Origin of the sequence: Komagataeibacter saccharivorans, from assembly GCF_003207825.1 — a bacterium.
Lineage (GTDB): Bacteria > Pseudomonadota > Alphaproteobacteria > Acetobacterales > Acetobacteraceae > Komagataeibacter > Komagataeibacter saccharivorans.
Map to the genome: position 1 here is coordinate 1 of NZ_NKTY01000004.1, position 13,364 is coordinate 13,364.

The 13,364-nt window shown below is 64.6% G+C and carries 10 protein-coding genes; 4 read left to right on the forward strand and 6 right to left on the reverse strand.

The annotated features are described in order from the left end of the window. Nucleotides 1–567: 567 nt before the first annotated feature. Nucleotides 568–1,749, forward strand: a complete 1,182-nt coding sequence (gene hpnH, locus CFR79_RS03830; protein WP_102325447.1) for an adenosyl-hopene transferase HpnH — start codon at nucleotides 568–570, stop codon at nucleotides 1,747–1,749. Nucleotides 1,750–1,884: 135 nt separating this feature from the next. Further along, nucleotides 1,885–3,174 carry a hemolysin family protein gene (locus tag CFR79_RS03835; RefSeq protein WP_102325448.1) on the forward strand — a complete coding sequence of 430 codons (1,290 nt, stop codon included), beginning with the start codon at nucleotides 1,885–1,887 and terminating at the stop codon, nucleotides 3,172–3,174. Between the two features lie 76 nt (nucleotides 3,175–3,250). Here CFR79_RS03835 and CFR79_RS03840 read toward each other — a convergent pair whose 3' ends face one another. Both CFR79_RS03840 and CFR79_RS03845 read right to left on the reverse strand, forming a co-directional pair. Next, the gene (locus tag CFR79_RS03840) at nucleotides 3,251–5,233 is read right to left on the reverse strand and encodes a lytic transglycosylase domain-containing protein (protein ID WP_102325449.1); all 1,983 of its coding nucleotides are present in this window, start codon (nucleotides 5,231–5,233) and stop codon (nucleotides 3,251–3,253) included. Nucleotides 5,234–5,414: 181 nt separating this feature from the next. After that, nucleotides 5,415–6,269, reverse strand: coding sequence for a uracil-DNA glycosylase (locus tag CFR79_RS03845; RefSeq protein WP_181417348.1), 855 nt, complete (start codon nucleotides 6,267–6,269; stop codon nucleotides 5,415–5,417). A gap of 105 nt (nucleotides 6,270–6,374) precedes the next feature. Here CFR79_RS03845 and CFR79_RS03850 point away from each other — a divergent pair, with 105 nt between their 5' ends. Next, the gene (locus CFR79_RS03850; RefSeq protein WP_258373412.1) at nucleotides 6,375–8,213 is read left to right on the forward strand and encodes a tetratricopeptide repeat protein; all 1,839 of its coding nucleotides are present in this window, start codon (nucleotides 6,375–6,377) and stop codon (nucleotides 8,211–8,213) included. Next, nucleotides 8,213–9,139, forward strand: a complete 927-nt coding sequence (locus tag CFR79_RS03855) for a 4-(cytidine 5'-diphospho)-2-C-methyl-D-erythritol kinase (protein WP_110546996.1) — start codon at nucleotides 8,213–8,215, stop codon at nucleotides 9,137–9,139. The genes CFR79_RS03850 and CFR79_RS03855 overlap by 1 nt, the downstream gene beginning before the upstream one ends. Before the next feature lie 38 nt (nucleotides 9,140–9,177). Here the strand turns inward: CFR79_RS03855 and CFR79_RS03860 are convergent, their stop codons facing one another. The 4 genes from CFR79_RS03860 to CFR79_RS03875 form a co-directional block, all read right to left on the reverse strand. Further along, a complete protein-coding gene (locus CFR79_RS03860) occupies nucleotides 9,178–10,164 on the reverse strand; it encodes an SDR family oxidoreductase (RefSeq protein ID WP_110546997.1) in 987 nt (328 codons plus the stop codon). Nucleotides 10,165–10,315: 151 nt separating this feature from the next. After that, nucleotides 10,316–10,894 (reverse strand): YqaA family protein, encoded by a 579-nt coding sequence (locus CFR79_RS03865; protein ID WP_110546998.1) that lies wholly within the window; start codon nucleotides 10,892–10,894, stop codon nucleotides 10,316–10,318. A 177-nt stretch (nucleotides 10,895–11,071) separates the two neighbouring features. Beyond that, nucleotides 11,072–12,625: an ATP-binding protein gene (locus CFR79_RS03870; RefSeq protein ID WP_102325456.1), complete on the reverse strand. Its 1,554-nt coding sequence runs from the start codon at nucleotides 12,623–12,625 to the stop codon at nucleotides 11,072–11,074. Nucleotides 12,626–12,633: 8 nt separating this feature from the next. Then, entirely contained in the window at nucleotides 12,634–13,353 is a 720-nt protein-coding gene (locus tag CFR79_RS03875) for a response regulator (protein WP_102325457.1), read from the reverse strand. Between the last annotated feature and the right edge of the window lie 11 nt (nucleotides 13,354–13,364).

Here is a 13,364-nt window from a genome sequence, read left to right on the forward strand (position 1 = left end):
CCGCCAGCTGCTTTAACTGCTCCACCGAAAGGTTGCGCATGTCATGCGGCGCGCGCACCCGGTCAAGCTGCGCATAGCGCCCAAGGGTCGGAATCGCGGGTTTGGGCTGGTCCATGATGTTCGCGTCCATTGTTCTGTGTCGACCCTTCCCCCATATGATGGGGAGGAACCGACCCGGTTTTCGGTTGGCCCGTCCGCCCCGGTCTGATGGGGCCGGACAGGGCTGCCCCGGCGGCGATGAATGGCGGCTCATGGCATGAAAACCATGGCGACCGTAGCGTAATCGGGCTGTGTTACTCCGGTTAAGCGTGCAAATACAGTCTCTAATTCCCTGACTGTTGTTAATTGGCCACACCGAAGGCGATAGCAATTGAATACAGGATGGTTTCTGTCCTATACCCTCGCGAAAGGCTTCATGTGTCGTACAAGTCCGCAACCTCGGCATGCTCTGGATGCACGGCTGGGTAAGGTTGGACTTGTTTTCTCGTGGGTGGATGTGTCCATAGTCCGCCTACCAGACTTGGAATATGTAACCGGCGGTTGAGCCGGTGCAGGAGCAGAGGTTTCATGGCCGTTCCTATTATGCAGGCAGTCCGCGTGGGCGCCTATGTTGTCAAGCAGCATATCACGCGGCGTAAACGTTATCCGCTCGTGCTTATGCTCGAGCCCTTGTTCCGCTGTAACCTGGCCTGCGCCGGGTGCGGCAAGATCGACTACCCTGCCCAGATCCTCAATCAGCGCATGACCGTTCAGGAATGCCTTGATGCGGATACCGAGGCCGGTGCGCCGGTTATCGCCGTTGCTGGCGGTGAGCCGCTGCTGCACAAGGAAATGCCTGAGATCATCCGCGGGCTGACGGCGCGCAAGAAGTACGTGTACCTGTGCACGAACGCCCTTCTTCTGGAAAAGAAGATGGATGATTACGAGCCGGGTCCGTTCTTCTCGTGGGACGTGCATCTGGATGGTGATCCGGCAATGCATGATGCATCCGTCTGTCAGGACGGTGTGTACGAGCGTGCCGTAGCCGCCATCAAGAAGGCCAAGGCGCGCGGTTTCCGCGTTTCGATCAACTGCACACTGTTCGACGGTGCCGATCCCAAGCGCGTCGCCGCCTTCTTTGATGAAGTGATGGCCATGGGCGTCGATGGCATCATGACCGCGCCGGGCTATGCCTATGAGCGTGCGCCGGATCAGGAACACTTCCTGAACCGCCAGAAGACGAAGCAGTTGTTCCGCGACATTTTCCGTCTGGGCAAGGGCAAGAAGTGGCGCTTCACGCAGTCGCCGCTGTTCCTGAACTTCCTTGCGGGTAACGAGCAGTATCACTGCACCCCGTGGGGCAAGCCGCTGCGTAACGTCTTTGGCTGGCAGCGTCCGTGCTACCTGCTGGGTGAAGGCTACGCCAAGAGCTTTGACGAGCTTATGTCCGATACCGAATGGGATGCCTACGGTACCGGCAATTACGAAAAATGCGCCGACTGCATGGTCCATTCGGGCTATGAATCGACCGCGGTTATGGATGCCGTCCGTCGCCCCTGGCACATTGCCAAGGTCGCCCTTTTCGGTCCCGAGACGGAAAAGCCGATGGCGCCCGAAATCTCGCTCGAGAACCAGCGCCCGGCGGAATACATGTTCACCCAGCATGTCGATGCCAAGATGGAAGAACTCGCGGCCCGCAAGAAGCCTGCGGCTGCGCCGCGCGTGAACCGCGTATCCGCACCCGTGGAAACGGCGGACGCGGCGGACTGATCTTCCGGCGGGGATTATCCTGTGTAACTGGATCGGGAAAAGGCGGGGCTTCGGCTCCGCCTTTTCTTTTGCGTGCAGGGCCATGCGCAGGGAACTGTGCCAGCCGGGGAAATTATGCTGTAGGATCGTGGGATCATGCTTGTCTCACTGATTGTCATATTATGCCTCGTTCTGCTCAACGGGCTTTTTGCCATGGGCGAACTGGCCCTTATTTCCGCCCGCCGCGCGCGGCTGGCCATTCTGTCACGCGACGGCACGGCGGGGGCTGACCGGGCGCTGAAGCTTGCGGGTGATCCGCAGAGTTTCCTGCCCACCGTCCAGATCGGCATGACCCTTGTCTCGATTCTGGAGGGCACCTTTGGCGGCAGCAGTATCGAAGCGGGGGTCAGCCACTGGCTGGCGCGGATTCCCGCCCTGCGGTCCATCGCCGATGAAGTCGCCATGCTGCTGGTGGTCAGCGCCATTACCGCCGTCATGCTGGTGCTGGGTGAACTGGTACCCAAGCAGATTGCGCTGCGGCAGCCGGAACTGATCGCGGCCCGTCTGTCGCTCCTGCTGGAATGGATGGCGTGGGTGACGCGCCCGGTCGTGTGGCTTCTGGGGCGGTCTTCCGAACTGGTGCTGAAGATCATGGGAATCGGGGGGGCGATCCGCCAGTCCGTCTCGGTGGAGGAACTGCGCGCCTATATTGCCGAAGGGGCGCAGGCGGGCGTGCTGGAGCAGGAGGAGCGCGACATGATCGAGCGCCTGCTGCGTCTGGCCGAACGTCCCGTCCGCGCCATCATGACCCCACGCAACGAACTGTGCTGGGTGGAGCGGCATGTATCACGCGCGCAACTGCTCCAGATCCTGCGCTCCACCACCTATTCGCGCATCGTGGTGTGCGAGGGCGGGGTGGATAATCCCGTGGGTATCATTCTGGCCAAGGACATGCTGGACCGTTTTCTGGATGGCAAGAGCCCGTCGATCGAAATCGGGCTGCGCCATCCCATATCGGTCCCCGATACGCTGTCCGCCTTTGACATGCTGGAGCGGATGCGCGCTTCCTCGCTGGGGATGGCGCTGGTGCTGGATGAATATGGCTCGTTCGAGGGGATCGTGACGTCCTCCGACCTGTTCGGCGCGATCGTGGGTGAACAGCATGAGCCGGGCAATACGCCGCCGCAGCGTCTGGCGCTGGACAGCGTGCTGGTGCTGGACGGTTCCATGCCCGCCGATGAGGTCAAGGACCGTCTGGGCCTGTCCGATCTTCCGGCGGAAGGCAGTTACCACACGCTGGCCGGCCTGATTCTGGCCCTGCTGCGCCGTGTGCCTGCCCGTGGCGACAAGGTGGTGTTTTCGGGCTGGCTGTTCGAGGTGCTGGAAATGGAAGGCCGCCGCGTGGTGCGGGTGCAGGCCAGCCGCCAGCTTCTTGCCGAGAACTGAAGCCGGCCCATTGACAAAAAGGGGGTGCATCCAGCCCGGATGCACCCCCTTTTTTACAGCCATACGACCGTCATTATCAGTGAATGGTGTGGCCTGCGTGTCCGCTCATAGCGACTTCCGCGCCGAAAGCGGGCCATTCATTCTTCGCCAGTGTCTCAAGCGACGGCGCCGCCAGACCCAGTCGGTCGGCATAGATCCACAGATACGTGAAGGCGCGGCGGACATAATCGCGCGTTTCGTTATTGGGCAGGCTTTCGATATACAGCAGCGGATCTTCATCCTCATCCATCGTCGCACTCCGGCGCGAAATGGCGGACGGACCGGCGTTATAGCTGGCCAGCATACGGATCATGTCGCCACCCGGCGGAACATGCCTGCCATCGGCCTGCGTGGAAAGCTGCGCCAGATACAGCACGTAGCGCTGCCCGATATCGAGGTTCGTGGCGGGGTCATGCAGTGCGGCGGGGCGGCGGGTAAAGCGGTCCCTGTCATGCATGACAAACCCAGCCGTAACCGGCATCACCTGCATAAGCCCATGCGCGCCGGAACCTGAAACCGCATTGCTGTCGAAATTGGATTCAAGCCGCGTCAGGGCATAGATCAGAGCCGGGTCCATCCGGAAGCCATGCTCGGGCTGCAGCGGGGGCAGGGGGAAGCGGGCATCATGCGTGCTGTGCTCGCTTTCATTGGTGTCCATCAGCATGATCATCTGGGCTGACAGGCTTTTCATGCCCATGGCATCCGCCACCATCTGCGTGGAATGGCACAGGGCGGCGTCGTTCTGGATGTCAGGCCACATGCGGCGCAGCGTTGCTTCCGCCCGGTCACGCTCACCCACCTGCAACAGGGCGAAGGCGCGTCGCCCCGCAGGGGTGGCGGCTACCGCTTCTATGTCGATTTCCCCCAGTACGGGGCTGCCTGCGTGAACAGGCTGCTGGTCCGTGGCAAGGGTAAGGGGGGCCTCCGTCCCGATGGTGTCGGGTGTATGGGCCGGGCGACCGGCTGACGTGCGCAGGCCCAGTATCTGGGACGCAAGCTGGCCGTAGAATGTATGGGGTGCCGCCGCCGCGCGGTGCAGCCATGGTGAATAGGCCGCGACATCACCCGTGGTCTGGTGGGCGCGGGCGGCCCAGTAGGCTGCCCCCGCACGGATGCCGCCGGGTGTCAGCGGTGCGCGGGATGCGGCTTCAAACAGGGGTTCGGCGGCGTCGGGCCGTCCCTGCCGCCACGCGGCCAGACCGGCGACGTAACCCGCAAGTCCCAGCCGCTGGCCCGATTTTGCAAAGGCGTCGCGGGCAATGGACAGCGCAAGCCTGTTTTCACCGGCGCTGAACATCGTCATGGCGATTTCCGCCTGAAGATGGGCGGCGTACAGGTCGTTCATCCCCGGCGTGATGGCGATCAGGTGCAGGGCGCTGCGCGCGCCCTTGGGCCCCTGTGCCGCGCGTTCGCGCACGGTATGGTCAAGCAGGCTGTTGCGCGTGAAGACCCGCAGGGAGGGATCGTCCTCCTCCGGCAGGTGGATATGGGGCGGTGGATGGCTGCTGTTGCTGTCCAGCGCGTTGCGGGCCGGTGCGGGGGGCAGCGGGCCGCCCCGGTTCGGCATGGCGGCCAGCATGGAATAGATGGCCGGTGAATCCGCAAGGCCCGAGAACGTGCGCAGCCACAGGCGCAACTGCCCCGCATCGGCATGATAGGCGGGGTTGAGATAGCGCGCGGCCAGAATGTCGCCCAGCAGGGTGTCATCATGGATGGCGGCGGTTTCGCGGATGGCGGCGTCGAACTGGCCGTCGGCCTGAAGTTTGAAGACCCGGCGGATGCGGCTCACGTCATCAGGGGACAGGGGACGCGGCGCCCCGGCGTTACCATGTGCGGGCAGGCGTGGAAGGGCGAGTGCCGTTTCCTCGTTATGGTCACCGGCGGGAGCCGGATCCTGATCCGTCGCCCTGGCTTCCACTGTTTGGGCACGCAGCGGCGCGAACGCCGCCCCTGCCAGAAATGCCGCACCGGCCAGAAAAGCCGTTACCGCATGATGGGGGGTATTGGTTGTCCCTCGCATAGCGGTGGGGATGTAGGCGCAATGCAGATGGAAAGCAATAGCCAGCCCCGATTGCAGCCGTCAATAAGTGTTCAGAACAGATGGGAATGCAAGATGTAACAGCGGGAAACATACAGGAAATGCGGAATGAATACCTGCTTTTCTGTAGGCTAATATCCCGGAAACATTATGCTATTACGCTTTATGGCACGGCAGATACACTCTCCAGTGTTTCGCGTATCATCAGCATGTCTTTCCATGCATCGCGTCGGGCTGTGGCACTCGCGCGCAACTGCAACGGATGGCGCATGGGCAGGGCCTGCACGCCGTGTGTGGCGGCCGGGTCCGCCGGGTCGGCGGGCAGGGTGATTTCCCGCCAGCGGCCCCGCATGCGCGCGGCGGTCGTGCGCTGGTTCAGCAGGATGGAAACCGGCAGGTTCCCCATCAGGATCACCCGTCTGGGACGGGCCAGCGTGATGGCGCGCTGGATGAAGGGCAGGCAGATCCGTGTCTCGGCGGCGGAAGGGGGGCGTCCACCGGGTGGCCGCCATGGAATGACGGGGGCCGCCAGCATGCTGGCGCGGTCGATGCCGATGCTGGCGAACATGGTGCTGACCAGCGCCCCGCTTTCCCCCGCGAAGGGGTGGCCGCTGCGGTCCTCGTCCTCGTCGGGGGCTTCGCCAATCAGCATGAGGGGGGCGTTGGCCGGTCCTTCCACAAAAACGCTGTGGGTTGCGGTGTCGCGCAGGCCGCATTCGCCAAAACCGCGTATGGCGGCATGCAGTTCCTCCAGCGTCCGGGCCGCCTGTGCCGCCCCGCGTGCCGCCGCGACCGCCTGATCGATGGCGCTTGCCGTCCCGCGCGGGGGAAGGGCGGGCCGGGATGGGTGATTTTTATGTCCATTCCCCCGGTCTGGCTGTATGGGGATGGGCTGGGTAGGCGGGGCCGCGTGGTGTATCGTGGCCGGGTGCGCCATCCGGTCATGCGGGTGGATATCCAGCGCGTCATCGGCGCCCCACTCCACATACAGACGCAACAGGGTCATGGAATCAGTCATCGGATGGATATACCCCGTACCGACACAGGTAATGCAAAGACGCGCCAGCCCGCCTTCGGGCGCGGGATTTGGCAGCGGACGCCGCACGCGGTAGATTCTGGCGTCATGCTCTTACCTCGTCTGTCACGCATGGTCGTGGCCTCCCTTGTTGTACCGCTCCTGACCGGGATTCCCAACCGGGAAATGCGGGCCGCCACGCCGGATGACGCCATTGTCCGGGCCGGGCAGCAGGATCTGGCCACGAACCTGCTGGTCGGCAGCGTTGCCGCCAGCGAGGGCGATAACGCGCAGGCGGCCCGCGCGTTCGGCGCCGCCGCCCGTCTGGCGCCGAATTTCAGCCTGTTCAGCGAACGGGCCTTTTTCTACAGCATTCTGGCGGGCAGCGCTGAAGCCGGGGCGCTCGCCCCCGCGCAGCCGCCCGGCGTCATGCCGGAACTGGCCATGGGCAACGCGGCGGCACTGGCGGGTAAATGGGATGACGCGGTAACCCATTACGTCAAGGCCCCGTCCGACCAGATCATGGGCCTGCTGCGCCCGCTGCTGCACGCCTGGGCGTTGCAGGGGGCGGGAAAGACGGATGAGGCGCTGGCGGTGCTTGAACCCGCGCGCATGGATCGCACGCTGGGGGGATATTACACGCTGCATGCGGCACTGATCGCGCAGCTTGGCGGGCGGCAGATGCGCGCCGATGTGCTGTTCGGGCAGTCCACCGGCATGGCGGGGGGCGACCTGTTCACCACGCTGGTCATGGCGCACTGGCTGGTATCGCAGGGGCGCGAGGCGGAAGCCAAGGCGCTGGTCAACCAGCGTATCGCCGGCATGCCGGTTCTGGAAACGGCGCGGGCCAACATCATGGCCATGATCCATCGCCCTGTGGTGACCCGTCCGGTGCAGGGACTGGCGCAGGCTTACGGTCTGGTTGCCCTGCTGATCGACCAGCAGCTTTATGCCCATGATGGCGCGGATGATGACCGCCAGCCTGATGCCGCCATGGAACTGGGCACGCTGCGGGGTACCGAGCAGATGATGCTGCGCATGGCGCTGCTGCTGGACCCGGCGGATTCGGAAGCGCGGATACTCCTGTCCTCCATGCTGCATGCACGCAAGCAGGACCGGCAGGCGCGTGAAGCGCTGGAGGGCGCGCCCGCCGATGATCCCCTGCAGCCTGTCTACCGGACGGAACAGGCGGATCTGGACCTTGTCATGGGACACAAGGAACAGGCGGCGCAGGAACTGCGCGACCTGCTGCGGCAGGCGCCGGGCGACCGGATGCTGTGGTCCAGCCTTGGCGATGCGCTGCTGGACCAGCAGAAATGGGCCGAAGCCCTTGATGCCTACCAGCACGCCATCGCCCTGACGCCACACCGGCTGGAAGGCGATGACTGGCGGCTGCTGTTCGGCGAGGCCATAGCCCAGGAACGCCAGAACCACTGGCCGCAGGCACGCACCATACTCCAGCAGGCGCTCCAGCTTGCTCCCAACGAGCCGGACCTGCTGAACTACCTTGGCTATTCCATGGTCGAACACGGCGAAAACCCCGCCATGGCGGAAAGCTACCTGCGCCGCGCCCTCGCCCTTGCGCCATCTGACAACCAGATTCGCGATAGCGTGGGCTGGGTGCTGATGCGGCTTGGCCATGTGGCGGAAGGGCTGCCGCTGCTGGAACAGGCGGTCGAGCAGATGCCGCAGGACCCGGCCATCAACTACCATCTGGGCGTTGCCTACTGGATGGCCGGACGCAGGCTGGAAGCGGTGAATGAATGGCAGAACGCCATCCAGTTCCAGCCCGACCCGGAGGACAGGCGCAAGATCACGGCGGCGCTGGCCTATGCCACGGCGTGGAAGAATGGCGGCGTTTCGGCGGCGGGGGCGCTCCCGGCCGATCTCAGGCCGGCAGTGGCGCCCGCCTCCCTTTCATCCCACACGAATGGAACCCATCACTAATGTCTTCTGTGCACGAACTGGCCCATGCAAAGATCAATCTGTACCTGCATGTTACGGGACGGCGTGATGATGGCTATCACCTGCTGGACAGTCTTGCCGTCTTCGCGGGGGCGGCGGATGAACTGCGCCTGAGCCGGGGTGCGGGACTGGGCGGCCATGTGGACCTGCATGTCGAAGGCACGTTTTCCCCCGGCCTGCGTGATGACAGCGCCGATAACCTGATTGTGCGTGCGGGCGCGCTGCTGCGCGAACATCTGGGGGCTGAGGCTGCGCGCCACCTGCCGGATGTGCGGATCGTGCTGCGCAAGGAACTGCCGGTGGCATCGGGTATTGGCGGTGGTTCGGCGGATGCGGCGGCGGCGTTGCGGTTGCTGCTGCGGGCGTGGAACCTGTCCATCCCCCGCGACGCCCTGATGGCGCTGGCGACCCGGCTGGGCGCGGACGTGCCGGTCTGTCTGGACCAGCTTTCCGCCCGGATGGAGGGAATCGGGGAGGAACTGTCACCCGCTCCCGCCCTGCCGCCCTGCGGCATGATTCTGGTCAATTGCGGGCAGAGCGTTTCCACCCCGCAGGTGTTCAGGACCCGTGCGCCGGTCTTCACGCCGCGTGCCAGCCTTCCCGCACGCTGGGACACACTGGCGGATATGGTGCGCGACCTGTCGGAACAGACCAATGACCTGCAGGACGCGGCCTGCGCCATCTGCCCGGAAATCGCAACCGTCCTCGCCACCCTGCGTAACGCCCCCGGCTGTCGTCTGGCGCGCATGAGCGGTTCGGGGGCTACGTGCTACGCCCTGTTCGACAGTCCCGCGGCGGCACAGGCCGCGGGTGCGACGATCAGCCAGCCAGACTGGTGGGTATGGGCGGGCGATCTGTGCCGTAGCGGCGCACGGCTGGCGACTGCCGCCGATTCCCTGCACGCCTGAAAAAGAGGGCGGGGCGCGGGTATGGCGCCCCTGACCCGTCAGTGACGCCTGCGGCGCAGGGCGAACAGCACGAAACCCATGAACGCCGCCACGGTGGCGAACTGCGCATGACGGGTGGTCAGCAGCAGCGGCATGGCCTTGCGGGTGATCATGTCAAAACGGCCATGGGCGGCATAGGCGCCGGGCACCGTTTTGTACAGGTCATCGGGTTCATCACCCGTCACGGCCACCTTTTCCATCTGCCTGGCGTAGCCCTTGCCCGCCAGCCAGCGGTCCGACAGGCCCGGCACGAATGTGCTCAGCACCCAGTTCCGCACGCCCGACAGGCCCACCCAGATATCGCGTTCACGCCCGAACGCCGCGCGGCAGATGGCTTCGGCCGCGATTTCGGGTTCATAGACCGGTCCCATCGGCTTCAGGTGTTTGCCGGTATGGTTGCGGGTCCATGAAAAACGCGGCGTGTTGATCGCGGGCAGGTGGACCATGGCGATATGGATGCGGTCGCCATCATGCAGGATTTCGGGGCGCAGGCTTTCGGAAAACGCGCGCACGGCGGCACGCGCACCGTTTTCAACCGCCTGCAGCGGCGGCGGGCGCAGGCTTGCCAGCCGGTCAAGGTTGACGATGGTGCCATGTCCGCGCCTGCGCATCCGGGCCAGCGCCGCGCGGGTGCCGTTGACGGTGCCCAGATAGGTGACTTCCGTCGCGCGGCGGATTTCATCGGCGTCCAGTGCCGCGAGTTGTCCGGTTACGGTGGCCCCGGCGCAGTTGATCCACAGCGTGATGGGGCCAAGGACGTCCTCGATTTCCTCGGCGGCCTGCTCGACAGCCTTTGCATCGGCCACATCGGCGCAGGCGATATGGGTGCGTATGTTCAGTTCGCGCAGTTCGGCTGCCGCATCGCCCAGCCGGTCGAGGTTACGGCCGATCAGGGCGACATCGCACCCGGCACGGGCCAGTGTGCGTGCCGTGGCGCGACCGATACCCGCGCCCGCTCCGGTAATGACAGCAACCTGCTGCGGCATGAACTGTGCTCCCCACCATGGATAAATCGTCGATTGTCCAGGGGACCGGTATTGGCCCGCGCAGGACAGGATCAGGATGCGCCTACCCTATCACGGCCAGTCTGGTCCGAACACTGCCCGGCAGGCAGGCCGCGCCCGCCCTGTTCGCGGGTCAGATATATTTCAGGGCCAGTATGCCGCCCACCAGGGCCACGGCGAACATCGCGGCCACGACCGGCAGGCGGTTTTCAATAAAGTTCTGGATCGGCGCGCCAAAGCGGCGCAGCAGGACCGCCAGCAGGAAAAACCGCACCCCGCGCGTAATGGCGCAGGCGGCCAGAAACGGTAGCAGCGAAAGATGGGCCGCCCCGCTGGCGATGGTGACGAATTTGAACGGGATGGGCGTCAGCCCCTTGATCAGGATGATCCAGATGCCCCATTCGCGAAAGCGTTCCTGCAGGGATAGTAATGTATGTTCGGCATGATAGAGCCGCACGATGGGCATGGCGGCATATTCCAGCAGGAACGCGCCGATAACCCACCCCAGTACCGCGCCGCACACGCTGGCCGTCGTGCAGATGGAGGCAAGCCGGAATGCGCGGTCCCGGCGTGCCAGCACCATGGGGATCAGCATGATGTCGGGCGGCAGCGGAAAGAAACTGGCCTCGGCAAAGGCGATGATCGCCAGCCAGATAACGGCGTGCGGGCTGGCAGCCAGCGCAATGATACGGGCATACAGGCGATCAAGCATGATCTGGCAATGCCATTTCCCGCCAGCGTGCCGCAAGGACTTATTGCATGGTGGTTATCCGGACTTCACATATGACGTGAAATTGTACCCGATGGGCTGTCCGGTCCCCTCAGCGTCCACCTTTCTGCGCTTCTGGAACGCGGCATTCACCCTGGGGTCAGGTCCGGGAATCCCGGCCTAGCAGACAAGCGTGACGGTCACGCGCAGGCCATGGGGCTGGCGGTTGCCCAGCCGGATATCGCCGCCCAGTCCCCAGATGATGTTGCGCGAAATGGACAGGCCCAGCCCTGTTCCCCCGGTCTCACGGTTACGGCTCTGCTCGGCGCGGACGAAGGGGTCGAACATGCGTTCCAGATCTTCGGTCGGCAGTCCGGGGCCGTCATCCTCAATCAGGATGGTGACACGGGATTCATCCGCGTCCTCGCCTTCCCCCGGCCGGGGCGGCAACAGCACGATCTGCACGCCGCCACCGTATTTTATGGCGTTCGTGACCAGATTGCTCAACGCGCGTTTGAGCGCCATGGGGCGCGCGCGGACATGCACATCGGGCATTTCGGATACGAAGGCGATCCGGTCCGCCATGTCGGGACAGGTCTCGGCGGCTTCATCGGCGATTGTCTGCAGCAGGGCGGTCAGGTTGATCTGGCCCATCGGTTCGCGCTGTGCGGCATCGCGGCCAAAGGCCAGGGTGGCAGCGACCATGGATTCAAGCTCATCAAGGTCACTGAGCATCTTGGCCCGCATTTCGTCATCTTCAACAAATTCGGCCCGCAGCTTCAGCCGTGTGATCGGGGTGCGCAGGTCATGGCCGATGGCGGTCAGCATAAGCGTGCGATCCATCAGGTAGCGGCGGATGCGGTGCGCCATGGTGTTGAAGGCATGGGCGGCGCGCGCCACTTCGCGTGGGCCATCCTCGGGCATGGGCGGCGCGTTTACATTGCGACCCAGTTCCTCGGCGGCGGCGGCCAGCGTGCTGACCGGCGCGATCAGCCGGCGCACCCCCCACAGGATCAGGAGACCGCCCGTGAAGGTCATGATCAGGAATGCGATGGGAAAGGTGGGGGAACGGAACAGGCTGGGCCGGGGCTGGATGTAATGGATCGTGACCCAGCGCCGTTCATCGGGCAGCAGGAAGGCAATGGTGCGCCTGCGTCCCCTTGTATCGGGGGAAATCATCACCTGCTCGGGTCGCAGGGACTGGGGCAGGGGACCAAGCCCCGGGTCTCCATCGCCCGGACCATCAGGCCCGTCATGACCACCGGGGCCGAAGGGGGGATGGTCGTGCCGGTCGCCCTCGAATGGCATGTGGTCGTGCCAGTCTTCTTCGGGCGGGTGCATGCGGTGCGGCCCGTGTGGTGGCATGACCACCCCGTTGACCATGTCCGGCTCGGGGCCGGGGGTAAGGGTTATGGTGACCCCGGGTGGCAGGGGCAGGGCGGCGAGTTCCCGCGCCCGGTCTGACGGGGCGGTTTCCACAATGGCGCGGTAATAGGTAAAGACCTTGCTGCGCGCCTGCGCGTTTATCATGCGCTGGTCAAAATCGAACCTGTCCATGGCATGGATGGTCAGGCCGATGATCTGGATGACGCCAAGGCCGCCGATCAGCAGCAGCGTGGTGCGCGCGGCAAGGGATTGTGGCAGCAGGCGCCTGCGCAGGCGCTGCCACCAGCCCCCGGTGGGGGATGTTTCGGTTTTCTGTTCGGAAAGGAAGGACTGCGGGAAAGCAGACATGCGGATTGTCAGAGACGCTCGACTTCCGCGGCAAGGACATAGCCACCCCCGCGCACGGTCTTGATAAGCTGGGCGTTGCGCCCGTTATCCTCCAGCTTGCGGCGCAGGCGGCTTATGGCCACGTCGATCGCGCGGTCGAACGGTCCCGCCTGTCGCCCGCGCAGCAGGTCGAACAGCATGTCGCGCGTCATGACCCGGTTTGCGCGTTCCAGCAGGGCCAGCAGCAGGTCATATTCGCCCCCCGTCAGCGGGACTTCCACTTCATCGGGGTTGAGCAGGCGGCGGCGGCCCGTATCCAGCGCCCAGCCCGCAAACCGCAGGGTATGCAGCACCGGCACGCTGCGCGGATCGGGCGTGTCGGATGCGCGGCGCAGCACGGCACGGATGCGCGCCAGCAGTTCGCGCGGGTTGAAGGGCTTGGGGACGTAATCATCCGCCCCCAGTTCCAGGCCGATGATCCGGTCGGTGTCATCGCCCATGGCGGTCAGCATCACGATCGGCACATTGGCCTGCGTGCGCAGCCAGCGCGAGATGTCCAGCCCGCTTTCGCCGGGCAGCATCAGGTCAAGAATGACCAGTTGGTAATGGCCTTCAGCCCAGCGGCGACGGGCTTCATGCCCATCGCGCGCGGTGGTGACGCGCAGTTCGTTGCGTTCAAGAAACCGTGCCAGCAGGTCACGGATTTCACGGTCATCATCAATGATCAGGATGTGCGGCAGCGGGGTCATTTTCGCAGTTT